20 protein-coding genes are annotated in these 24,619 nt (G+C 44.6%); 12 read left to right on the top strand and 8 right to left on the bottom strand.

Going from position 1 to position 24,619, the window contains the following annotated elements:
• Positions 1-122: 122 nt before the first annotated feature.
• The 4 genes from ggt to AHMF7616_RS26285 form a co-directional block, all read right to left on the bottom strand.
• Complete coding sequence (gene ggt / locus AHMF7616_RS01905) at positions 123-1,742, bottom strand: gamma-glutamyltransferase (RefSeq protein ID WP_233507745.1); 1,620 nt, start codon at positions 1,740-1,742, stop codon at positions 123-125.
• A gap of 183 nt (positions 1,743-1,925) precedes the next feature.
• Positions 1,926-3,152: a penicillin-binding transpeptidase domain-containing protein gene (locus AHMF7616_RS27645; RefSeq protein ID WP_317047572.1), complete on the bottom strand. Its 1,227-nt coding sequence runs from the start codon at positions 3,150-3,152 to the stop codon at positions 1,926-1,928.
• Positions 3,149-4,264, bottom strand: coding sequence for a transglycosylase domain-containing protein (locus tag AHMF7616_RS27640; protein ID WP_317047571.1), 1,116 nt, complete (start codon positions 4,262-4,264; stop codon positions 3,149-3,151). The genes AHMF7616_RS27645 and AHMF7616_RS27640 overlap by 4 nt, the downstream gene beginning before the upstream one ends.
• A 42-nt stretch (positions 4,265-4,306) precedes the next feature.
• On the bottom strand, positions 4,307-4,465 hold the full coding sequence (locus tag AHMF7616_RS26285; RefSeq protein ID WP_158546074.1) for a hypothetical protein: 159 nt from the start codon (positions 4,463-4,465) through the stop codon (positions 4,307-4,309).
• A 2-nt stretch (positions 4,466-4,467) separates the two neighbouring features.
• On the opposite strand from AHMF7616_RS26285, the gene AHMF7616_RS01895 reads away from it, so the two are divergent.
• The gene (locus AHMF7616_RS01895; protein ID WP_115371346.1) at positions 4,468-5,766 is read left to right on the top strand and encodes a glucuronyl esterase domain-containing protein; all 1,299 of its coding nucleotides are present in this window, start codon (positions 4,468-4,470) and stop codon (positions 5,764-5,766) included.
• A 241-nt stretch (positions 5,767-6,007) separates the two neighbouring features.
• Here the strand turns inward: AHMF7616_RS01895 and AHMF7616_RS01890 are convergent, their stop codons facing one another.
• Positions 6,008-6,466: an MEKHLA domain-containing protein gene (locus tag AHMF7616_RS01890; RefSeq protein ID WP_115371345.1), complete on the bottom strand. Its 459-nt coding sequence runs from the start codon at positions 6,464-6,466 to the stop codon at positions 6,008-6,010.
• A 131-nt stretch (positions 6,467-6,597) separates the two neighbouring features.
• Here AHMF7616_RS01890 and proB point away from each other — a divergent pair, with 131 nt between their 5' ends.
• From proB to AHMF7616_RS01845, 9 genes are all read left to right on the top strand, one after another.
• Entirely contained in the window at positions 6,598-7,686 is a 1,089-nt protein-coding gene (gene proB, locus AHMF7616_RS01885) for a glutamate 5-kinase (RefSeq protein ID WP_115375414.1), read from the top strand.
• Positions 7,687-8,333: 647 nt separating this feature from the next.
• The gene (locus tag AHMF7616_RS01880; RefSeq protein ID WP_115371344.1) at positions 8,334-9,581 is read left to right on the top strand and encodes a glutamate-5-semialdehyde dehydrogenase; all 1,248 of its coding nucleotides are present in this window, start codon (positions 8,334-8,336) and stop codon (positions 9,579-9,581) included.
• 154 nt (positions 9,582-9,735) lie between these two features.
• Positions 9,736-10,320: an NAD(P)H-dependent oxidoreductase gene (locus AHMF7616_RS01875; protein ID WP_199474050.1), complete on the top strand. Its 585-nt coding sequence runs from the start codon at positions 9,736-9,738 to the stop codon at positions 10,318-10,320.
• Between the two features lie 108 nt (positions 10,321-10,428).
• Positions 10,429-11,196, top strand: a complete 768-nt coding sequence (locus AHMF7616_RS01870; RefSeq protein WP_115371343.1) for a 3-keto-disaccharide hydrolase — start codon at positions 10,429-10,431, stop codon at positions 11,194-11,196.
• Positions 11,197-11,562: 366 nt separating this feature from the next.
• Positions 11,563-13,101 carry a TolB family protein gene (locus AHMF7616_RS01865; protein ID WP_115371342.1) on the top strand — a complete coding sequence of 513 codons (1,539 nt, stop codon included), beginning with the start codon at positions 11,563-11,565 and terminating at the stop codon, positions 13,099-13,101.
• Between the two features lie 286 nt (positions 13,102-13,387).
• Positions 13,388-14,257 (top strand): 3-keto-disaccharide hydrolase, encoded by an 870-nt coding sequence (locus AHMF7616_RS01860; RefSeq protein WP_115371341.1) that lies wholly within the window; start codon positions 13,388-13,390, stop codon positions 14,255-14,257.
• Positions 14,258-14,567: 310 nt separating this feature from the next.
• Positions 14,568-15,218 carry an OmpH/Skp family outer membrane protein gene (locus AHMF7616_RS01855; RefSeq protein WP_115371340.1) on the top strand — a complete coding sequence of 217 codons (651 nt, stop codon included), beginning with the start codon at positions 14,568-14,570 and terminating at the stop codon, positions 15,216-15,218.
• Between the two features lie 94 nt (positions 15,219-15,312).
• Positions 15,313-15,519, top strand: coding sequence for a hypothetical protein (locus tag AHMF7616_RS01850; RefSeq protein WP_115371339.1), 207 nt, complete (start codon positions 15,313-15,315; stop codon positions 15,517-15,519).
• Positions 15,520-16,032: 513 nt separating this feature from the next.
• Positions 16,033-16,641, top strand: coding sequence for an SET domain-containing protein (locus tag AHMF7616_RS01845; protein ID WP_115371338.1), 609 nt, complete (start codon positions 16,033-16,035; stop codon positions 16,639-16,641).
• Here the strand turns inward: AHMF7616_RS01845 and AHMF7616_RS26280 are convergent.
• Positions 16,630-16,788 (bottom strand): hypothetical protein, encoded by a 159-nt coding sequence (locus AHMF7616_RS26280; protein WP_158546073.1) that lies wholly within the window; start codon positions 16,786-16,788, stop codon positions 16,630-16,632. The genes AHMF7616_RS01845 and AHMF7616_RS26280 overlap by 12 nt on opposite strands.
• Positions 16,789-16,937: 149 nt before the next feature.
• On the opposite strand from AHMF7616_RS26280, the gene AHMF7616_RS01840 reads away from it, so the two are divergent.
• Positions 16,938-17,981 carry a nucleoid-associated protein gene (locus AHMF7616_RS01840; protein ID WP_115371337.1) on the top strand — a complete coding sequence of 348 codons (1,044 nt, stop codon included), beginning with the start codon at positions 16,938-16,940 and terminating at the stop codon, positions 17,979-17,981.
• Positions 17,982-18,432: 451 nt separating this feature from the next.
• Positions 18,433-19,236, top strand: coding sequence for an NIPSNAP family protein (locus tag AHMF7616_RS01835; RefSeq protein WP_233507254.1), 804 nt, complete (start codon positions 18,433-18,435; stop codon positions 19,234-19,236).
• Between the two features lie 102 nt (positions 19,237-19,338).
• Here the strand turns inward: AHMF7616_RS01835 and AHMF7616_RS01830 are convergent, their stop codons facing one another.
• Together AHMF7616_RS01830 and AHMF7616_RS01825 are read right to left on the bottom strand one after the other, a co-directional pair.
• The gene (locus tag AHMF7616_RS01830) at positions 19,339-22,851 is read right to left on the bottom strand and encodes a VCBS repeat-containing protein (RefSeq protein ID WP_147275587.1); all 3,513 of its coding nucleotides are present in this window, start codon (positions 22,849-22,851) and stop codon (positions 19,339-19,341) included.
• Between the two features lie 165 nt (positions 22,852-23,016).
• Positions 23,017-24,609 (bottom strand): RagB/SusD family nutrient uptake outer membrane protein, encoded by a 1,593-nt coding sequence (locus AHMF7616_RS01825; RefSeq protein WP_115371334.1) that lies wholly within the window; start codon positions 24,607-24,609, stop codon positions 23,017-23,019.
• Positions 24,610-24,619: the final 10 nt, after the last annotated feature.

Raw genomic sequence — 24,619 nt, 5'->3', positions numbered from 1 at the left:
CTTAAAAGTTAGCTTTTTCTACTGCATATCTTCGGAGCCTATATCAGTCTCCACATAATAATTCGTAAATAATGCTATAATTTTAATTCCTATTCTCTAAAAGCTTTATAGAATGAAAAAATCTAATGCCCCGTAGCCGTATCATCGCCGCGGGGATCGGCGCCGCCTTCCAGTTTGCCATCGGGTAACACTAGAATTGCATCTACACGGCCAATGGCGCGGGTATCTTTTAAAGTATGCCCCATTTTACTTAATTTTTTAATTTCTTTCGCGCTTAAGGCGTTATCCTCGTACCGAATTTCGTCGGGCAACCACTGCGAATGGATTCTTTTCGCGGTTACGGCTTGCTGCATGCCCATGTCGTGTTCCAGTACATTCAGGATGGTTTGAAAAACGGAAGTAATAATCGTGGAACCCCCGGGGGTACCCACCACCATGAATAATTTACCGCCGCGTTCCAGGATGGTGGGCGTCATGGAGCTGAGCATGCGTTTGCCGGGAGCAATGGCGTTTGCGGCCGTGCCTATCAAACCAAACATATTGGGTACGCCGGGCTTGGCGCTAAAATCGTCCATTTCGTTATTAAGTAAAAAGCCGGCGCCGTCTACTACCACGTGATTGCCGTAACCGCCGTTTAAAGTAGTCGTTACCGATACCGCGTTGCCGGCTTTATCTACCACCGAAAAATGCGTAGTTTCTTCGTGTTCGTAGTTGGTTAAGTTGCCGGGTTTGATACGGGCGCTCGGGGTGGCTTGCTTTGCGTTAAAATCCTGCATGCGCGCAGTTAGGTAAGCCGTATCGAGTAATGCTTTGGCGGGCACTTTGTAAAAATCAGGATCACCCAAATATTCGGAACGGTCGGCGTACACGCGACGTTCGGCCTCGGTTAATAAATGCACCGCTTTTACGGAGTTCCAGCCGTATTTATGGAGATTATAAGGTTCCACCAAACGTAGTAGTTGCAATAAAGCAATTCCCCCGCTGGAAGGCGGCGGCATGGAAATAATACGGTAACCCTTGTACTTACCAATTACGGGTTGCCGCCACTTGGCCTGGTAATTTTGCAGATCTTGCTGAGAGATGAAGCCTTTGCCTTCCTGCATTTCGGCAACCAGCAAACGGGCGGTTTCGCCTTCGTAAAAACCGGCCCGGCCATTATCGCGAATGCGGGTTAAGGTTTGCCCTAAGTCAGCTTGCACCAAATTATCACCCGCTTTCCAAGGCGTTTGGCGAATAAAGGCGCAGGTAGCATCGTTAAATTTTAAAAAATTAGCCTGGTTGTTATTTAAGCCGTTGGCTTCTTTCTCGGTAATAGCAAAACCTTTAGCGGCCAGATCTACGGCAGGTTGCACCAGCTGGGCCCAGGGCAGCGAACCGTATTTTTGGTGGGCATTTACCATTCCGTCTACCGAACCGGGAACGCCAGCTGCCAAATGCCCCTGAATGCTGAGATTAGGAATAACATTGCCTTGCGCGTCGAGGTACATATCCCGGCTGGCTTGGGCCGGGGCCATTTCCCGGTAATCGAGCGTATTGGTTTCGCCGTTTTGCTGCCGGATTACCATAAACCCACCGCCCCCGATATTGCCCGCGGCCGGTAACACCACCGCTAAGGCAAATTGCACCGCAATGGCGGCATCTACGGCATTACCCCCGGTTTTTAAAATTTCGGCTCCTACCCGACTGGCTTCCGGGTGCGCACTAACTACCATCCCGTTGCTTGCTACCGGACCCCGGCTCATATTTCTGGGCCCGGAACAAGCTTGCAGCAATAACAAGAAAGTCAATAAACAAACACTTCCCTGCTTTAAGAGCCTGGTGTAAAAAGCTGTTATCATAAAATTGGTAATTTACTTTTTAATAAAAGAAACGGTTTATTAGAAAATACGCAACCTATGCAAGCAAGTATAGCTTTTTTTTAAATTTTAATCCAGAAACCGGACGGTGATGTAGCTATCGGTATTGCGGCCCTGATCATCGAGGCAGGAGATTTTGTATTTACCCGCTTTTTCGGGCGTGAAGAACAAATTTTGATTGACAGGGACCGCTTGCAGCAACTGGTCGTTGATGTACCAATACACTTGTTTTACTTCGTTGTGGGTATTGCAATGCAGCATTAATTTTTGTTTTTCGGCCCGTTCCAGTAAATACTCCATATTGGAAGTTGGGGCGGTAATCACCGGCGCAAACTCACTGAAAATGCGCGAACACTGCGGATTATGAGCCGGTATTTTCTCATAGGGTATGTGTTCCGCTTCGTAAAAAGCCAGAATTTCCGGCGTATAATTCGGGTACCATTTCTGCAAATAGCCGCTTTCGGGCAAGCACGTAGTACAATACGCAAATTGCTGATTTTCCGAAACCATTACGGGTTTTAAATGCGTGCATTTGGCTACCGGCGAAATACCGGGCAGATAAGCATCGAGTACCCGGTTTTGGCAAAAAGTATTGGCGGGCAAGCCCGTGGCCGTACAAACAGAACGCTGGGCCAAACCCGGCGGAGCCGCAAACCAATCGTTGGCGGAGTTATAATCAATAGTATTAAAAATATCAAACAACAAGGGGGTCGCCGAGTCGGTACCGTTTAGCTCGGGTACGCCTTCGCCCGAAAAATTACCGACCCATACGCCTACTGTGTATTTTTTGTTGTACCCAATGCTCCAGGCATCTTTGCGGCCGTACGAGGTGCCGGTTTTCCAGGCGATGCGGGGCAAATGCCCGCTGTTCTGAAAATTATGCGGTAAATCGGGGCGCTGCAACTGCGTTAAAATCTGGTTTACCAGGTAAGTAGCGGTGGGCGACAAGAGTTGCCGCTGGTACTTTAACGGATCTTGTTGCTGCCACCGCAAGGGCGCGTAGCGTCCCTGGCTGGCAAAGCTGGCGTACAAGGCCGTTAGTTCTTCGAGCTTTACATCACAACCGCCCAAAATCACCGATAAACCTAATTGATCGCCGGTTTTTTTAATTTGGGAAAACTGCGCTTGTTTTAATTTATCTACAAAAACCGGTACAGTAAGCTGGTCGAGGATTTTTACCGCCGGAATGTTTAACGAGGTAGCCAGGGCATATTCAATGGTAATGTTGCCGTTGTAGTTGCCGAAATAATTTTCGGGGCGGTAGCCGGCGTAATCGACGGGCACATCGCTGATCACGGTGCGGGGGTAATCAGGCCTTTGTCGAACGCCAGAGCGTATAAAAGCGGCTTTAAAGTACTGCCCGGCGATCGGTTCGCCCGAACGCCATCTACCTGTCCCCCGTGTTCGTGGTCGGAAAAATCGGCGGAACCCAGGTAAGCCTCTACCGCTTTGGTTTGATTATTAATAACTAACACCGAAGCATTCCGGATATTCCTGGCCCGCAGCGTTCCTTGGTAATTATAGGCTAATTGGGCCACTTTTTCCTGAATGGCGCGGTTTAAATTAGTTTGAATAATGGCCTGGTTCGGGAATTGTTTTTGCAGCCGGTAGGCAAAATGCGGCGCAATCTGCGGAGCTTCGCTTCGATAAGCGACTAACGGTTCGTTGATGGCATCGGCAATTTCTTTGGCCGGAAAAGCTTTTTGTTTGGCAAAATACCAGAGCCACTTGTTCCGGAAACTTACAATCCGGTCGTTTTTCATGCCAATTCGCAAGCTCGAAGGCTTATTCGGAATAACGGTTAAAGTAACGGCCTGGGCCAGGCTAAGCTCCTGCGGCGATTGTTGAAAGTATAACACCGAGGCGGCTTTTATCCCTTCGATATTGCCGCCAAAAGGAACGAGGTTCAGGTATAAAGTTAAAATTTCGTCTTTGCTGTAATTTAGTTCTAACTTTAAGGCTCGGAACAACTCTTTTAATTTATTCGGAATTGTTCTTTGCCTAGGGTAAAGCAAACGGGCCACCTGCATGGTAATGGTGGAAGCGCCGGAAGTAGTTTTTCCCGCAATTACATTATTTACCAAAGCCCGGCTCAAAGCTACCGGGTTCACGCCCGGGTGATAATAAAAATACCGGTCTTCTTTCAGGAGAATGGCTTTTTTGAGCAAGGGATTAATTTCGTGGGTTTGCAGCTGCATGCGCCATTTATCATCCGGACTTAAAAAAGCGTTAATTACGCTGCCATCACTGGCGGTAATTACCGGCGAATAAGTGATTTGTACCCGCAACGGAAACCAAAAATTTAAAAAAACCAGCAACAGGCCCAGCAAGGCCACAATCAGGACTCCGCCCACCGTTGTTTTTTTAAATTTTGTGCAGGATTGATAAGACCGATTAAAGGTAATCAATCGCGTTATTCTCTGTCGCCACATACCGCGCCGGCTGATTTTTTAAATTATTCTTGAAGCTGCTTCAAATTTATTACAGTTACTTACCACGGAAATTAGCCCGCTAATTTGTCTTATTAAATAAGTGCTTAAAGATAATTTATTTCCAGCTTTTGTGCTGTTTCCCGGTAAATACTTATCTTCCTTTTTTACTTCAGCCAACTATGAAAAAAACAGCGGTACTATTAACATTCGGGTTGTTTAGCTGCGCGAGTTTATCTTTTTTCCCGGGCTTGGCGCAGGAACCGGGAAAATTTAACTACGACGAATCGCAGGTGGGCACCTACACCCTGCCACCTTTGCTCCAAACTACCGGTGGCCAGAAAATAACTTCGGCCACGCAGTGGAACACCACCCAACGACCCGCGCTCTTAAAGTTGTTTGCCGATAATGTGTACGGAAGATTACCGGGTAAACCCGCCGGTATGCACTACAAGGTAGTTTCGGAAGATAAACAAGCCTTGGGCGGCAAGGCTATTTTAAAGCAAGTAACTATTTACTTTACTCCCGCGGATACCGGGGCCAGCATGGACGTGTTGCTGTTCCTGCCCAAACAAGCGAAAGGACCTGTACCCGTATTTGCGGGTTTAAATTTTAAAGGCAATCACACCGTGCACCCCGATCCGCAGATTAAAGTTACCTCGCGCTGGGTAGCCGAAGATAAAAATGCGGGCATAACCGGGAACCGCGCCAACGAACAAACGCGCGGTTTACAAGCCAGCCGTTGGGTAGTGGAAGAAATAATCGCGCGCGGTTACGGCTTAGCTACTGCCTACTACGGCGACCTGGAACCTGATTATCCCGAAGGCTATAAAACCGGTATCCGGACGCAACTCCGTAAAAATTTAAAAATTCAACCGAACGAGTGGGGAGCAATCGGGGCTTGGGCCTGGGGCATGAGCCGCATGTTGGATTATTTAGAAACCGAACCGGCGGTTAACGCTAAAAAAGTAGCCCTGCAAGGGCATTCGCGCATTGGTAAAGCAGCGTTGTGGGCCGGCGTAAACGATCCGCGCTTTGCTATAATTATTTCCAACGAATCCGGCGAAGGCGGAGCAGCTCTGGCCCGGCGGTGGTACGGCGAAACCGTAGCCCGCTTAAATGAAGCATTTCCGCATTGGTTCAGCCCAAATTACCGCAAGTTCGATCATAATCCTAACCAAATGCCCGTCGATCAGCACCAATTATTAGCTTTGGTAGCACCTCGCCCTTTGTACGTAGCCAGCGCCCAGGAAGATCAATGGTCCGACCCGAAAGGCGAATTTTTGAGCGCTCAGGCTACTGCTCCCGTTTATGCTTTATTCGGCAAAAAAGGCATTGACAGTTCGGCAATGCCCGGCTTAAACCAACCCGTTGGTGAAACGGTGCGGTACCACAACCGCAGCGGCAAACACGATGTAACGCTTTACGATTGGCAGCAGTACCTCAGCTTTGCCGATAAACACTTTGGTCAAGCGCAGTAAAATAGATGTGAAAAATAGAAAAATTTAAAAAAACCTAATTGTAGGAGGTTACAAAAAACCAAATTCATTTCGAACCAGTCGAGAAATCTAAGCCTACTTCTTATAATTAGAAAAGCAGTTTATAATAGGTGTTTCAACAAACTAAATAGGACCTTATTTTAATTTAAATTTCGGAAGCGTACTTTTAGCTTTGCCATGGCTTTTCATAAATAAACGCTTCCCGCAATTAAAAGCTTTACCACTATAAAAACTCCCATTCTTTAAAAGTAGCGGCCTGCCCATGGTATGTTCCGGTGGAGTCGTAAATATTCCAGAGAATAGCGTTTTTAATGATAAACCGTTTACCGGTACTCGAAATCCGGACGCCGTTGTAGTTCGAGATAAATCCTTTTTGGCGGGCTTCTTCCAGCATGGCTTGTCTTTCGGCTACGGCCACGGGCTCCGCCGAAAGCCGGGAGGGCAATTGCGTAAACGCTTGCCAGGACATTTCCCAAAGTTGTTGCGCCGTTTGGTTCGCGTAATTAAATACCGGATCGGTCTGCGTACCGTGTGACAGCAATACAAAAGGCGCTTGGTAGAGTTGCGGCGCCAATTTTTCGGGAGTAAAATCGCCGGTTAGTAAAACTTGCCCGGTGGCACGCTTAAAAGATTCAGCTAACAAAACACTGTGCTGAAGAATAAAATCGGTAGTTAAAGTCATTTCGGAAGAACCAGAGTAGCCGCTATAATGGCCGGGAAATTAAGGAATCTGCTGTACGAAATAAAATTGTGCTGCAATATTCCGCAGAAACGCTTAACATTACCGCCAGTAAATTTTTGTGCAGATTTCTTATGGCGCTCTCCTACCGCAGATTAATTGTAAAAATAGGTTCTAACGTACTTACCCAGGAAAACGGCATGCCCGACCTTGCCCGCATGCAGCACCTGGTAGAGCAAATTACGCAGTTAAAAAAACAGGGCAAAGAGGTAATTGTCGTTTCGTCGGGAGCGGTAGCTTCGGGGCGGAGCTTGATTCGTGTTTCCGAAAAAGCCGATGCCGTTACCAGCCGGCAATTACTGGCCGCCGTGGGGCAGGTAAAACTGATAAATACTTATTCCGAACTTTTCGGCCAACACGATTTAATTTGTGCCCAGGTATTGGTTACCAAAGAAGATTTCCGGGACCGGCAGCATTACTTAAATTTAAAAAATTGCTTCCAGGTTTTACTCCAGAATAACGTTATTCCGGTTGTGAACGAGAACGACGTAATCTCGGTAACGGAGCTCATGTTTACCGATAACGACGAGTTGGCCGGCTTAATTGCTTCTATGTTAAACGCCGACGCTTTAATTATTTTGAGCAACGTAAACGGCATCTACAACGGCGACCCGAAAAATCCGGCATCCGTGGTAATTACGGATATCCAGCCCGAAGCTACCGGTTTTGGGGCTTTTGTTACTACCCAGCGATCACAATTTGGCCGCGGCGGCATGCTTACCAAGAGCCACATGGCCCACAAAGTAGCGCAATTGGGCATTGCGGTACACATTGCCAACGGCAAAACAGAGAATATTATCCCGAAAGTGCTGCAGCAGGAAGTAGTAAATACCCGCTTTATTCCTAGCAAAAACAAATCGGGCCGCAAAAAATGGATTGCCCACGCCGAGAATTACGCCAAAGGCGCCGTGCAGATCAACGCCGGCGCTAAAGCCGCTCTTACCTCGGCCAAAGCCACCAGTTTGTTACCGGTGGGAGTTATTAATATTATTGGTGAATTTCAAAAAGGAGATATTATTAAACTACTCGACGAAAACCAAAAACTAATCGGCCAAGGCATTGCCGAGTACAGCTCCGATAAAGCGCAGGAACGCCTGGGCCAGCAAAACCAAAAACCACTCGTACACTACGATTATCTTTTCTTAAATACGGAAGTAGGTTAAACGTAGAATCACAGAAAATTTAAAAAATTTATTGATTATAAGCACTTAGGTTAATAACTCCTTCTATTCAGATTATTAAAATTTAAGTATTAGAAAAATGAAAGAAGTAATAGCCGCAGCTAAGTGTAACTAACACCAGTTTTACTATTGAAGGCCTTTTAAGGTTTCGGTTCTGCGAAGCAAAATTCGAAGACCAAGTCGAGGAAAGGAAAAATCGGAATAGCTACATCTCCTCCCCTGTTTTTAGGGGAGGTGCCGTAAGCGGAGGGGTAACGAGGCCCGCCGGCCAGAAGGCAAACGAATTATATAACAAACTAGATAGCACTTGAGCCTGAAGACACGAAAAGGCTCTAAGTAAGTACAGCTGCATAACTATTATCTTAATTTTTTAAAGTATAAGACCTAATCCGTGAAGTTGATTGTTGCGGTTATTTGCCGAAGTAAAGTCACGAAAGTTACCGGATAGTTTTTTAAACTTGCGCCGGTAAATAGTTATAACTAAATAGCACCGCAGTCTAAAAACCGAAAAAGACACCAGGAACAAACAGCAAATAAACCTGGCATTCGCATATTTTAAATAATACAGTACCTTTAGCACAGAGCTTAAAACAAACTACTCATCCGTAATTTGTTTTATTATTAATACCATGACCTTACAAGATACCTTTAAAAATACCCAAAAAGCCAGTCAAACCCTAGGCCTGGTACCAGCCGAAAAAATAAACGCCATCCTGCTGGATTTAGCAACGCAAGCCGTGGCTCAAACCGATTTGATCCTTTCGGAAAACGAGAAAGACCTGGCTCGCATGAACCCGGATGATCCCAAGTATGACCGCTTAAAATTAACGGCTGCCCGCCTGGAAGATATTGCCCGTGATCTTCGCAACGTAGCGGGTTTACCTTCGCCGCTGGGCCGTACCTTGCTGCAGAAGGACTTACCAAATGGGTTAGAAATTTCAAAAATAAGCGTGCCTTTAGGCGTAGTGGGTATTATTTACGAAGCCCGGCCCAATGTAACTTTTGATGTTTTTTCGTTGTGTTTAAAAACCGGTAATGCCTGTATTTTAAAAGGGGGCAGCGATGCCGCCGATTCCAATGCCGCAATTTTAAAAATTATTCACGAAGTATTAGCTCAACACCAAATTGACCCCAACATTGTAGCGCTGCTTCCCCTCGACCGATCCGCCACCGAAGCTTTATTGCAGGCCCGGGGCTTTGTAGATGTCCTTATTCCGCGCGGCAGTCAGGGCTTAATTGATATGGTTCGGCAAAACGCGAAAATTCCGGTTATAGAAACCGGGGCGGGTATTGTACACACCTTCTTCGACGAAACCGGAAATCTTGAAAAAGGCAAGGCCATTATTGCCAATGCCAAAACCCGGCGGGTAAGCGTTTGTAATGCCCTGGATTGTTTACTGGTACACGAAAACCGCCTGCCCGATTTACCCGAACTAACTTCTTTGCTCGCCGAAAAACAAGTTGAGATCTTTGCTGATGAACCAGCCTTTGCAGTATTAAAAGAAACGTACCCGGCCGAGTTATTAAAACCAGCCCAGGAAGAACATTTTGGCATTGAGTTTTTATCCTTAAAGCTGGCCTTAAAAACCGTGAAAGACCTGAACGCTGCCCTGGCGCATATTGCCGCGCATTCTTCTAAACACAGCGAAGCCATTATTTCGGAAGATGCCGCGCACGTAGCGCAATTTTTAAACAGCGTGGATGCCGCCGCCGTATTTGCCAACACCTCTACGGCCTTCACCGATGGCGCACAGTTTGGTTTAGGGGCCGAAATTGGCATTAGTACCCAAAAACTGCACGCCCGCGGCCCGATGGGTTTGGAAGAACTAACTAGTTATAAATGGGTGGTAAAAGGCAATGGCCAGATACGGGTGTAATAAAAATTAAAAATACGGCTTAAGCGCACAACCGAAAAACAGCAGCGCCTAAGCCGTAACTCTACTCCGGGAAATGGAAGGTAAACAAAAGAAAATTTTAATCATCAACGGTTCCATTAGGGGTACGTAGGGCAATTCCGGGCTTTTGGCAAAAATGGCAGCAGAATATCTGGTAAATAACCTGGCCGCTGCTGCTTCCATCCTTACTTTAGCGGAACCTAAACCCAGCATACAAGCGGTTTATAAATTACTACAAGAGAGCAACGGATTTTTGGTTGTTTCGGGTACTTATTGGAGTAATTGGGGTTCGCCGTTGCAACGGTTTATGGAAGTAATCACTTCCTTCGAGAACTCTTCGGCGCTTTTTGGTAAGCCGTTGGCGTGCGCCGTAACCATGGAATCGGTGGGAGGCAGCGACATAGCTGCCCGGTTACATGCTGTATTTTCGGGCTTGGGTTGTTGGAGCCCGCCTTGCTCTACTTTGGTGGTTTCGCGGGTAGGCCAAGAAGCTATTCTGGCTTCTCAAAACAAGAATAATGACCCCAATGAAGATGTATGGCGGGTAGATGATCTCGAAATTGTATTAAAAAACTTAGTTACGGCTACCACCATGCAGAACGAATTTTACGTTTCGTGGCCGCATGTTACCCTGCACATTCCGGAAGGCCCGTGGCCCGAAACCGGAATTTTAGATTTTCATACGCCCCAGTTTATCTCACCCGGAAGTACCAATAATTAACCGTAAGCCTTTCTTTAGGTAATCAGAATAATTGTTGCCGAACAAAATAAATAAAGTTCGCGGGTAACTTGTATATTGGCCTTTATAACCTTCTACCAAAAAGCTAAAATGAAAAAACAAATTATTCTGGTAAGTTTAATTGCTTTGGGCAGCGCCGTTGCGAGTTGCAACCAGGGCACTAAAACCGAATCGAAAGAAGCGCCTGCTGCCACCGAAACTGCTCCTACCGCTGATTCCACGGCTTCTGCTACTTCTACCGGCGAAGCCGTAGATTTATTCGATGGCAAATCGCTGGCGGGCTGGCACGGCTTTAATAAAACCGGCGAAGTAAAAAACTGGACTGTGGAAGATGGCGCTTTAGTATGCCTGGGAGCCGCTAAAGATGCGCACGGCGGCGATTTAGTAAGTGATAAAAAATACAGCAACTTTGAGCTTACCTGGGACTGGAAAGTTGACAAAGGCAGCAATAGCGGGGTAATGTACCACGTAGTAGAAGATAAGAAATACCAATCGCCGTACGAAACCGGTCCCGAGTACCAGGTAATGGACGACATCGGCTTCCCGGAGAAACTGGAAAACTGGCAACAAGCCGGCGCGGATTACGCCATTGCGCCGGCTAACGAAAAAAAGAAACTAAAACCAGTGGGCGAGTGGAACACCAGCAAAATTATTTTTAATAATGGTCACGTGGAGCATTGGCTAAACGGCGAAAAAATTGTGGAGTTTGAACGTAGCAGCGATTTCTGGAAAAAGCAACGGGCCGAAGGCAAATGGAAAGATTATCCGGATTATGCCAAAGTTACTACCGGCTTTATTGCTCTGCAAGACCACGGCAACAAAGCGTATTACCGCAACATCAAAATCAAAGAATTGTAATCCTGATCTAAAAATGGATTTATAGTACAAAGGCGCACTTAGATGCGTCTTTTTTATTTTATAAATCAGAATTCCGGTAATATCGGCATCACTTCATTCGGGTCACAGATTGCGGGTGTTTCGGCAAAAGCCAGAACTAGTTTATCTCTTACTACTCTCATTTTTTAAATTTTTATACAGTCAGCCTGCCTAAAGCCAAGTGCTCCATTTGTTGATTAAGGTCCAGCCAATTTTCACGGGAGCGTAATAAATATTTTAAAATGTATCGATAATGGTGGCAAATATTTATCTTGTAACCATTAAAAACCAAGACTGCGCTTTTCCGAAACGATCATCTTTGGCCAGTTTGCAACCTATCTATTCCGAATGAAAAATAACGCTTACACCTTTACCTTGCTGGTAGCCTTTTGCGCCGGATTATTGCTTTTTCCTGCTTTTGCTGTCCAAGCCCAGCAACTAGGAGTGTTTGAGAAAAACAACGACGTGGGCACGGTAAAAAAAGCCGGATCCGCCACTTTTAACGCCAGTACCGGGCAGTACCAGTTAAGCGGGTCCGGCACCAATATCTGGGGCGACCACGATGAGTTTCAGTTTATGTGGAAGCAACTGAAAGGCGATTTTATTCTGTACTCGCGGGGCAACCTGGTAGGGAAAGGCGTGGATCCGCACCGCAAAATTGGCTGGATGGTGCGCACCAGCTTAGATTCTAAATCAGCTAATGTTAATACTTCCATTCACGGCGATGGCCTCACGGCTTTGCAGTTCCGGCGCAGCACCGGTGCTGCCACCGAAGAAGTACGATCTACCGTAACAGCGCCGGATGTTTTTCAACTGGAAAGACGCGGGGGTAAGTATATTATGAAGGTAGCTCGCTTTGGCGAACCGTTTGTTATTTCCGAAATTACCGATGTTAATTTAGGCGACGAAGTATACGTGGGTTTATTTATTTGCGCCCACAACCCTGATGTTACCGAAAAAGCTACTTTCCGGGATGTGCGCATTAGTATCCCGGCCCGCGAAAACTTTGTTCCTTATAAAGAATACATTGGCAGCCAGATCGAGTTAATGGATGTAACTACCGGCAACCGGCAAATTATTTATACCTCGCCCAAATCGTTACAAGCCCCTAACTGGACGCCGGATGGTAAAGATTTAATTTACAACGCCGAAGGTTTGATGTACACCTTTAATCTGGCTAAAAAAACGCCGCAGGTATTAAACACCGACTTTGTAAAGAAAAACAATAACGACCACGTACTTTCTTTTGATGGTAAAATGCTGGGTTTAAGTAGTTCCAGCGGTGATCCAAAATACGGTTCTATGGTATACACCGTACCGGTTACCGGCGGCAAACCCAAACAAATTACGCCCACAGGCCCTTCTTACCTGCACGGTTGGTCGCCGGATGGCAAATCGCTATTATTTACCGGCGAGCGCAACAAAGAATTTGATATTTACAAAGTTCCGGTCGGCGGTGGCCCGGAAGTACGTTTAACCACGGCTCAGGGCCTCGATGATGGCTCAGAATATACCCCCGATGGTAAATATATTTACTTTAACTCGAACCGCACCGGCACCATGCAAATCTGGCGCATGCGGCCCGATGGCAGCCAACAAGAGACCGTAACTACCGGCGAATACAACGACTGGTTTCCGCACGTATCGCCGGATGGCAAATGGATGGTGATGTTATCGTTTGATAAAAAAGAAGTAAAGTCCGATGATCATCCGTTTTATAAGCACGTGTATTTACGCCTGATGCCAATTGCCGGTGGACAGCCGAAAATAATAGCTTATTTATACGGAGGCCAGGGTTCTATTAACACGCCGTCGTGGTCGCCGGACAGCAAACGAATTGCTTTTATAAGCAACACCGACATGAGTACGCCGGCCGCGGTAAAGTAATTCAGTAACTTAGACACTAGTATTTAGATATTAGATCCTAGACTAATAGGTATTAAAAATCTGAATTCAAGCAATTTATTATGAGATTAAATAGTTTAAGGTAATTTCGTCCGGTTACTTAGTCATTGGCAAATTGATGGTCTGTTTGCGAAACTGAAGTATCTCTTTTCATTTGTCCTTTTACTTACTATGCTATTTTAGTAGAACATCCGGCTCAATTTTTTAAATTTTTTAATTTTTCAGGCTGGCGGTTCAGGTTTCATCTTTAAATATTTATCCATTCCTCATGATCTGGAACTTACGCCCTATTTATTGTATCGCCCTGATTTTCAGTTTTACCCTTTCGTCGGCTTTAGCGCAACAAAAAACAAAAACCCAAACGCAAAAATGGATTTCGTTGTACAACGGCAAAGATTTAACCGGCTGGGATATTAAAATTGCCGGCCATGCCCTAAACGATAATTACAAAAACACTTTCCGGGCCGAAGGCGATATGATCCGGGTGTCGTATGATGAATACAAAAACTTCGATGGCAAATACGGGCACATGTATTACAAAACGCCTTACTCGCACTATATTTTGCAGTTTGAGTACCGCTTTTTGGGCAACCAGGTGCCCGGTGGCGAAGCATGGAACGTGCGTAACAGCGGCATTATGTACCACTCGCAATCGGCGAAAAGTTTAACCATGGGTCAGGAATTTCCGGTGTCGTTGGAAGTGCAATTATTGGGTGGTTTAGGAACCGGCGAACGGCACACCGGCAATTTATGTACTCCCGGCACGCAAATGCACGACATGCAAGGCAAGTTAATTTCTGATCATTGCATCGACTCCAAATCAAAAACGTATAACGGCGACCGTTGGGTAAAAGCGGAGATACAAGTTTACGGCGATTCGCTGATCCGGCATATTATTGAAGGTGATACGGTGTTTACTTACCAAAAACCCGAAATAGGCGAAGTGTATTGGAAACAAGGCAAAGAAGATGCCTACAGCAAAATTTGGAAAGCCCAGGATGGCGCTCCGCTCAAAACCGGCTACATTGCGCTGCAAGCCGAAAGCCACGCCATTGATTTTCGGAATTTGCGTTTGCTTAATTTAAAAACGCAAACGCCGCCTAAACCCCGAATTGCGAAACCAGCCGCAAAATCTTAATAATGAAAAATCCGCCGTTTTTTTAAATTTTACTGCCTATTGACGGTCTATAAAAGCGAAATTATTATAGAGGCGCTTTCTTATCCTAAAGGTATTACCCAATTAGTAGCCATTAGAAGTTTCGCAAAAACATAGAGGTTCGTTTGTGAAGACACCAACGACAGCCTCGCCCATTGGCAGTATCCTCACTGTTAGCTTTTGTAAAAACCCTGCTAAATTTAAGCCACTTACCCGTAGGAAATAGAGGATAAATAATGCTATTTCGTATTTTAATTTAAATTTTTATTCTTTTTAACGGTATCTATTCATAATGAAAAAATCAATTTATCTGTTTGGTGTAAGCGTTTTTTTAAGTGGAACTTTGTTTCTGTCGGGTTGCCAGCAAAATGCCAAAGTAAAAGACAAAAGCCCCGCCACTACGCCAGCGGCAACAGATAAGCCTGCCATTAATTTATCTTCTGAAGATTCTACTACCCTGGAAACCCAGGGTGGTGTTGCCGCTGCAACTACCGGAACTGGGCAAAAGTTTGGTTACATTAACTCGGCAGAGTTATTAAAATTAATGCCCGAAACTAAAAAAGCCGAAGCCAGTTTGCAAGCGTACGTGGGTGGTTTAGAAAAACAATTTGGCGGTTTACAGACCAGCTACCAAAAGCAAATCTCGGAATTTCAGGCCCAGGAAAAAACAATGGTTGATGCGATTAAACAAACCAAAATAAAAGCGATTCAGGACCTGGAACAGCAAATGCAGCAATCACAGGCTTCGGGGCAGCAAAAAGTAGCCGCAAAGCGCGAAGAATTATTTAAGCCTATCTTAAATAAAGCTGAAAAAGCGGTGAAAGATGTAGGCAAAGAAAACGGTTACGATTATATTTTTGATGCCAGCACCGGTTCGTTTATTTACGCCAAAGACAGCCACGATATTATGCCCCTGGTAAAAACCAAGCTGGGGATTAAGTAATTTTTTAAATTTTTCTGCTACTCCGCTTTCTAATCTGCGTAAACAATTAACCGGTTCATTCAAAGCCGGCGGTGTTTCACTAAATCAACAGACGATGAAAGACAACCAAGATAAAAGCGACGACAAAAAAGACGATATTTTAAAAGATATCCGGTCGGTGCCGAAAGCGCCCACTGGTAGCAGCGGCGGCGGTAACCAAAACGTAGACGATCCGAAACACCCACCGAAAGGGGGCCGGCACGATGCCAGCAGCACCGAAGATGGGGGCCAGGATATGGGTACTTCGGCGGGCAGTCACTAAATAAAAAAGTACATAAAAAACGCTGTTGGTTTACTCAACAGCGTTTTTTATGTACTTTTTTATTTAGTTAAAAGTTATGAGTTTAGAGTTATGAGTTAGAAATAACCGCTTTGTTGTGCTTAGAGTTAGCGTAGCGCTCTACGCACTTTCCGGACAGCCAATCTCCGATTGGCGTTTACCAACATATTCCATTACGCCAATCAGAGATTGGCAGCACAAAAAATGGGTAGAGACCGCTCACGCGAACTCTACCCATAACAACATGTAATTTATAAACTATTGCATGAAAGGTGGTTATTCCTACTTCGTATTCATTGATATGGCCTTACAAGGTACACGCTCCCACCTGCAGCCATAATCCGCCCAAAAATTTAAAATTTTCAGTTATTCTTTCCTAAAATATACTCAGAAGTTTTATTAATATTAGAATAACAACTAAGCCTAAATATGCGTAGCCATTATTCGATTAAAGATAATCCATTCATTCAAATCAGAGCTGAAACCTGTTTCCATATGATTCATCCGCACACGGAACTTCGATTTATTAGTACAGAAATAGGCTACGGTGTGGTAGCTACCCAATTTATTCCGAAAGGTACCATTACCTGGGCTTTTGACCCGCTCGATCAGGTTTTTACTCCCGAAAAAGTAAGCCAGTTGCCCTCGGTTTTTCAAAAAATAGTAAACACCTACACGTACCGCGATAATAAAGGTGACTTTGTTTTATGCTGGGATCATGCCCGCTTCGTGAATCATTCCTTCCGTTCTAACTGCATCTCTACAGCTTATAATTTTGAGTTAGCGGTGCGCGATATTTACCCCGGCGAAGAACTCACCGACGATTACGGCTATTTAAATGCTACCGAACCATTTGCATGCTTACCGGAACCCGGTACCACCCGCACCAAAGTAATGCCCAACGATTTGCTACACTTCCATGGAGAATGGGATATGCAAATAAAAGAAGCTTTTAGATATTTTAACCAGGTAGCCCAACCGCTCGCGGAACTGATTGAAACACAATATCAGGAGAAAGTAAAACAAATTGCGGCCGGCATTTTAGAACCAGATTCCATTTTAAACTGCTATTACCAACCGGAAAAAGTAGCTTTAGCCGTTTAACCAACGACTAACCAGTTTCCAGCCGCCCATAAAAATAAACAGCCAGATTAAGCCTTTAATTAAAAAGAACAAGAAGCCGGCCAGGCCTATTTTTTTAAAATAACGCTTTAGTTTGTCGCGGTTCATGAGAAATGCAAGTGTAGGCATTTTGCCTGAAAGTTACAACGCATCGGGTTAAAGGCTATTATTGCTAATTGGCTTTTAATATTTTTAATTTTTTCCTTCTGCCGATTGCCTGATTTGATGTACGCATAAACCTGTATCTTTGCGGTTCTGTTTTTTCAATAACCGCGTTTATGCTCGTTACTTCCGAAGTTAAACTAGAACACATTATTCTGCACAAAGTTGGCAATAAAAGCCGCGACGAAAGCATTCAGTTTTCTAAAAAACCGCTCGACCTGGACAGTACCGTAAAAGATTTATTGCAGCGTTATTTTTTATCGCCGTTTAAATCTGAGGCATATTATAATTTGTACCACGAGTCGGATATTAACCTGAACGAAGTGTATAATTTTGTGGCCCGGATATTTGATAATCCCGAAGCATTTCTGGAACAATCGGAGAACCTGGCCCGGCACCTGTACGAGCAAAGTACGCACCCCAACGTGAAAGGCGGCGAATTTTACGTAACCTACCTCCACGATTTGGTTCTGGATGGTGAAGCCCTGGAAGCCGTAGGTTTGTTTAAATCGGAAAACCGCGAAACGTACCTGAAAATATACCCCAGCGGCGATACGTTTGACATTGACAGCGAAGACGGCGTAAACATAAATAAACTCGATAAAGGCTGCCTCATTTTTAACACCGACCGGGAACATGGTTTTGTGGTACTCACGGTAGATAACCTGAATAAACGCGAAGAAGCCGTTTACTGGAAAGACGATTTTTTAAAAGTACAATCGCGCCAGGATGCGTACCACCACACCCAAAATGTAATGAGTTTGTGCAAAGCGTTCGTGGAAAAGCGTTTGCCCGAAGAGTTTGAAGTATCGCGCGGCGAACAAGCCGATCTGCTGAATAAATCGGTAAAATTTTTAAAAGAAAAAGAAGTTTTTGATTTGCAGGAATTCCAGAACGAAGTGATTGCCCAACCCGATTTAATTCAAAGTTTCCAAAGTTATAAAACCGAATTTGAAACCGATCGCGGCTTTGAAATAAAGCCGGAGTTCGACATTCACGAAAATGCTTTCAAGAAAAATACCCGCTTCCTGAAAAGCGTGATTAAGCTGGACAAGAATTTTCATGTTTACGTGCACGGCAACTCCGAAAACATGCAAAAAGGCTACGATGAAGAACGCGGTTTACATTTCTATCAACTGTTTTTTAAACAAGAGAGCTAATCCTGTTTACTTTCTGGCTAAAGCACCAGTACTTTTACACACGAAAAATTTAAAAGATCTAACTCGCTTATACTTAATAGCATAAACATTTAAGTAGTTGGTCGTTTTTAGTTGTTCGTTGTTCGATCGTTAATAAATTAATAATCAATTACTTAAACTCAGGTTTTTATCAACTTAATTTTGTCCTGTTACTTATTTAAAATTAAGCCATTACAATATTATTTTGTTTTTAAACCAGAAAGCAGATATTGTTATGGTTTTGATTGCACAGGTAAAGATCTTTTTCTAATTTACTTCAGCGTGCATCGGGTTTGCGCCTACTTATTCTTTTTTTAAATTTTTTATTTTTTCAAGGACTAAATACTTTATTCTTTCTACCCTTTAAGTTCTTGATGGAGCGCGAACGATTCCATTTTTTAAATTTTTTATATTAAACCAGAATTTATACTTCATGATGAAACGACGTACCTTTGTAAAAGCTTCGCTATTGAGCGGCTGTTTAACCAGTACGGTTCCTTTTTTAAACCCGGTCCTGGCCTCGGTAAAGCAAAAAGCAACGAAACCCGAGTATTACGAATTACGGGTTTACACCTTAAAAAACGATGTTCAGCAAAAGTTAGTCGAAGATTATTTTCAGAATGCCGCTATTCCGGCGCTTAACCGCTTAGGCAGCAAAAATGTGGGCGTATTTACGCAACAGCAACCCACCACGGCCATTACTAAATTATACGTAATCATTCCGTTTAAATCCATCGAAGATTTTGGCCGGATGAATGAACGCTTACTGGCCGATGCGGCTTACCAGCAAGCTGGCGCCGCTTATTTAAACGCGCCGGCTACTGAACCAGCTTACCAGCGCATTGAAAGTTCGTTGCTGGAGGCATTTGCCAATATGGCTAAAATGGAATTACCCGAAAAGAAATCCCGTATTTTTGAACTGCGCCGCTACGAAAGCGCCAGCGAAGCCGCCGGTAAAAAGAAAATTGAAATGTTTAATAAAGGCGAAATTGCTATTTTTAAACGGGTAGGTTTAACGCCGGTATTTTTTGGCGAAGTTATTATTGGGGAAATGCGGCCTAACTTAACTTACTTGCTTACTTTCGACGATATGGCGGAGCACGACCAGAACTGGAAAACCTTTGGCAGCGACCCCGAATGGAAAAAAATAAGCGGCATGCCGGAATACGCCGATGCTAAAATTGTGTCGAACATTACCCGCACGTTTTTAGTACCTACCTCCTACTCGCAAATCTAAGTTAAAGCTAATTTTTAAAATTTAGGCCAGACAAAGTTAGTTAAAAACAAAAGCAGTATTTCTAAGATAGTACTGCTTTTGTTTTTACCGGATTTTTAAAAATCAGGGATTTATCTGGCGCTTTTTCCCGGCAAAATCAGTAATGTATACCTGAGCTAATCTGGTAGCTATTAGAGCCCGGCAGGATTGCGATAAGTAACCAGCTCCGTAGTAAAATTCTTCACGGCGTTTTTTACCGTTAACATAAATTAAATCAGCGTAGGCATCGGTGGGAGCTACCCGGATTATTTGGAGTTCGGCTTTGGGTTCCGGACCTTTATAGACTTGTAAACTATCGTTATTACAGGTTATTATCTCTAAAGGTACTTTTTTAGCCGTTAAAAGCTGGGCCATAGCTTTGGCATCGCCGGTTACTAGCAATCCGGCAGTTTTGGGCGGCACTACCCGAAACGTACCTTTACCTGTACCCAGCAGGCAGGTACCCATACCGGCATCGTAATAGCCCATAGCTGTTTCCGAAGCATAAGAATTACCCACCAGTAATAAATCCAGGTTGCCGTCGTAGTTGTAGTCGGCCACAGTTAAGCCAAACACCGGGGCAAACTGGGCTTGCACGGGCAAAGGCTTTATCGTGAATTTACCTTTACCCTTGTTTTGAATATAACTGCTGCTAAATGTATAACTCTTAAAATTAGACGCATCTTTTAACTCGTCGTCGGTAAACAACTGCTCCATGGTGCTGGCGCCGTAATCGGCGTAACGCGAAAACCGGCGACGCATGGCTACCATCTGGTCGGTGAGGGCGTCGCGGGCCGGCGCTGGGTAGTTCTTATTCTGAATAAAATAGCTCAACACCGGATCTACGCTGCCGTTATTATCAAAATCTTTGGCCACTACGCTTACCGGTTGCTCCGGACTGGCTTTGTAACGGGAGTTAAGACCCAAATTGCCGGCTACATAATCTACGTCGCCGTCGTTGTCAAAATCGCCGGCAGCCAGGCTGTTCCACCAGCCATTGGTGTTTTGCAGTTCAGTAGTTGCTGTTACATTGGTGAGCTTTCCTTGGTTATTTTTAAAAAAACTGATCGGCATCCACTCACCGGTCAAAATTAAATCTACCTGGTTGTCTTGGTCAAAATCGGTCCAAAGGGCGGCGGTTATCATGCCAGCTCGTTCCAGTTCCGGGCACACTTGTTGGGTAACATTAATAAAACGGCCACCTTGGTTGCGCAATATACAGCTTTGGCCCGGCAAGGGGTACTTTTGGGGCTCGTTCCGGCCTCCTACAAATAAATCTAAATCGCCATCTTGGTCAAAATCGGCGGCTGTTACTACCGAACCGCTAGCCGTAATCTGGGGTAAGGCTTGGTTGTTAAGAGTAAAATTTCCGTTACCATCGTTCTGGTACAAGCGGTGCTGGTATTGGCCGGCCCCGGCTTTAAACTCATTGCCCCCACTTACTACATACAAATCTAAATCCTGGTCGTTATCGGCATCAAAAAATAAAGCTCCCATATCGTCGGCTGCGTTGAGTTGCTTGCTTAAAGAGCGGCTCGCAAAGGTGCCTTGTGGGGTTTGGTAGTAAATGAGCCCAACGTGATTACCGGAAGCACCCACAAAAAAATCATCCCGGCCGTCGTTATTTACATCGCCCACGGCTAAACCCGGGCCATTTTGCGAGTATTTGTGCGGCAGCAAAGGCTGATTTTTAAAATCCACGTAATCAACTTCTTCGTGTTTATAGGCAATACCGGTACGAGCCGCAACTTTTTGAAAAAGTGGCGTTGAAGCTGGTCTGTTAATTGGTTTGGTTCGAGTGGCGTTTTGTTCTTGCAGAAGCAAAGTTTGGTTGACTTTTACTTTAGTGAGCAATTGTTGTTTCCCGCTCGGCCAAATTATTTCCAGAGTATCAATTACCGGCGCTTTGCCTAAGCCAAAGTGAATAGTTGGGTCCACGGAAGATTGGTAACCGCGAGTAAGATAATGCTCGTAAAGCTGCTGCTGCTTTTTATTTTTAATTTTTATAGTAGCGCCAATTCCATTCCGGTTTGGGCTTAGCCCTTGAAGCTCAATTTTTAAAAAATGTGTTGGATTAATTGTTTCGGCATTATTGCGGTACACAAAAGCCGGGTTGTTCAGGTTATTAATAACTAAATCCAGGTCGCCATCTTTATCCAGATCAGCGTAGGTGGCGCCGTTGGAAGTAGACGTTTTTTCCAGTCCCCAGGCGGCACTTTTATTCGCAAAAGTTAAATCGTGTTTATTTTGAAAGATATAATTAGGCACTACTACACTTTCCAGCTTATTAAATTCTTTTTTGAGTTTGGCTTCCATGGCTTCCTGGGTACCAAACATTAACTGCTCCGACTGATAATGCATGTAATCCAGATTAATCATGTCTTTTAAATACCCGTTGGTAATAAATAAATCGCGCCAGCCATCGTTGTCGTAATCGGCCAGCAAGGCGCTCCAGCTCCAATCGGTAGCGTATACGCCGGCCAGCTGGCCTATTTCGCTAAAGGTACCGTTCCCATTATTTAGTTGTAAAGTGTTCCGCACGTATTGGATATCGTAACCCAGGTGCTTGTTTAAGTTAAAACGTTCGTAATTAGGCGCTTCCATCGTTAATTTCTGCCGTTTATTATCTTCCGGCATCATGTCCATTTCGATAATATCGGGCAAGCCATCGTTATTATAATCGGCAATGTCGGTGCCCATGCCGTTGTAGCTGGTATGTTTCAGGTACTGATTTAGCTTGTTGCTAAAGGTGCCGTTTTGGTTATTTATCCAGAGCAAATCGTTGCTTAAAAAATCGTTGGCGGCGTAAATATCCGGCCAGCCATCCTGGTTAATATCACTAACGGCTATTCCTAAACCGCGGCCTTCGATTAAAATACCGGCTTCTTTGGTTACATCGGTAAACGTGTTATTGCCATTATTGCGAAATAACTTATCGTTGCTGGGTGAAGAACCATCGGTAATCTTCGGACGAGGCACGTTGGGATTGCCGTTACCGTGGGAATCATTGCGCAGTAAATACATATCTAAGTCCTGGTCTTTATCATAATCCAGGAAAGCCGCTTGGGTACAGTTGCCGGTATCGGCCAGGTTAAAAGTTTGGGCTTCTTCTTTAAATACCGGCACGCCAGCTGCGTTCAGGCCTTGGTTTATAAATAACAGATTAGGTATTGCAGGCTGGCCTTTTAAAGGGGTAACCGTACAGGCGTAAATATCTAATAAACCATCCTGGTTGATATCCACCATGGTTACGCCGTTAACCCACGACTTAGTACCAGTACCGCTAAGCGTAGTTATGTCTTTAAATTTAAAATTTCCTTGGTTCAGGTACAGTTTACTCGAAACCATATTACCGGAAAAGTACAGATCGGGTAAGCCATCGTTGTTCACATCGCCTACGGCCACCCCCCCGCCATTATACATGTAGCCGTAGGTTAATACATTTAAAGAATCGCTTTCGGTGATGGTATTGGTAAAAGTAACACCAGTTTCTTCGGGGGCTAGCAAGGTGAATAAAGGCTTTTCCCGTTTGAAAAATTGGCAATTGGTGAGGAATAAAAAGATAGGAGCAAAAATCAAAGATTTATTAATTTTCATTACCGGAATGTACAATAAGTAATGGATTTCTGACGAATATACTACTTTTCAGCAAGGATTTAGAATACCGACTTGTTATAGATATAATCAAAAAGCTCCTGAATTATTCAGGAGCCTTTTTTAATTAATTGTTAATACGTTAATATGAAATTTCTAAATTATAAATTATAAGTTAGGATTGCGACTTACTTCGTTTTGCGGTAAAGGTAAATACATGTGGGTAGCTTCGTTGAATGTGTAGTTTTCGAATGGCGAAGGCGTGGTTGAAATATACTTGGCTCTGATCCAACGTAAGGTATCAAAATCACGTCCTTCTTCGCCGCCTCTTTCAACGGCACTTTCGTGAATAACCGCCCGCATCACTTCTTCTTTGGAGTTTACCGAGTATTTGGCGGTTGGGTATGGAGGCATTTGCACATCCGGACGAGCCCGCAGTTCGTTTAGATAGCTCACAGCCTTGCTTAGATCACCGGCATTCGCTTCTACTTCAGCGAGCATTAATAAGACTTCCGCATACCGCAAAACCCGTAAGTTAATACCCGAAACCACAAAAGTTGGGTCAGCGTTGGTTTTATAGATAGCCGCGTATTTTTCCCAGCTTACTTTTACCTGCTTGCCATTAATGTTCGATTTATTAGCATTACCCTGGGCTGCTTCGGTCATGGGCACATCGGCACCGGTTTTATCTTTAAAAGTATCGGGTGTAACGGGCAAGCCAGTTACCGTTGGAGCTATATCAGGGAAGTAAACCGTAAAATTCATGCGGGGATCTACCTTGGCTAAACCAGGAGTGTTTGCCGGCGTTTCGTATTCGTTCAGTAACTTATCCGAAGGAATCATATTCCGCCAGGATAATGGGTTAATTTCCTGGCTACGAACGGTACCAAGTGCCGCTCCTAACCCGGAGGCATCCCCGTTCCAGTTGAAACCGTTGCTGGCATTGGCCACATTTACTTGTTCCCAGATAGATTCGGAGTTAAACTCATTTTCTTCTCGGAAATTATCGTTGTACACCGGCGTTAAGGTATACTTGCCGTAAAGCTTTAAAAGTTCTATGCGGGCGTTAGCATAGTCTAGCTGCTGTAAATAAGCTTTACCTAAAAAAGCCGTAGCCGCATCGCCGCTGGCCCGTCCCCGGTTATCACCGGTTTGTTTAGCTGGTAAGCCCGCCTGAGCTGCTTTTAAATCTTCAATAACTACGGCATACACATCCGCAATTGGCGATTTGGGCTTAAATGCATCAACGGCGGCTACGGGTTCGGTGTAAATAGGCACTTCTCCCCAGAAATTAACCAATTCAAAATAAGCCCACCCTCTTAAAAACCGGGCCTCGGCTACCAATGCTTGAATGGTTGCTTTGTCCGCATCAGAGGCTGTTTCTGAAGCTTTAGGAGCGTTAGCAATTACGGTATTTGCCCGGTGCACCATCGCGTATAAACCCGTAAAAGAAGCTGTGATTACTGGATTATCCGGAGTAGTACCACCCGTTAAAATCTGACCACGCGGTGCTTCCAAGGCTGGACCACCTGAAGTATAATCCGGGCTACGCATGTCGTGGGTAAAGAACCACTCCCGGCTCATTAAGTTGGTACCCCGCATGGCGGAGTAAATACTGTTCACAGCTCCCTGCAACTCGGTCGCATTTTTAAAATAATTTTCTACGACGAGTTGGTTAGGATTCGTTTTTTCTAAATCATCTTGGCAGTTTGTTAGGAGTAGCGCTCCTAACAAACATGCTGATACATATATTCTTCTCATGATAAATCTA

The sequence above is a fragment of the Adhaeribacter pallidiroseus genome (assembly GCF_003340495.1).
Taxonomy (GTDB): Bacteria; Bacteroidota; Bacteroidia; order Cytophagales; family Hymenobacteraceae; genus Adhaeribacter; species Adhaeribacter pallidiroseus.
The sequence above is the reverse complement of the archived record's forward strand: the minus strand, read 5'-3'. Positions and strand labels throughout refer to the sequence as shown.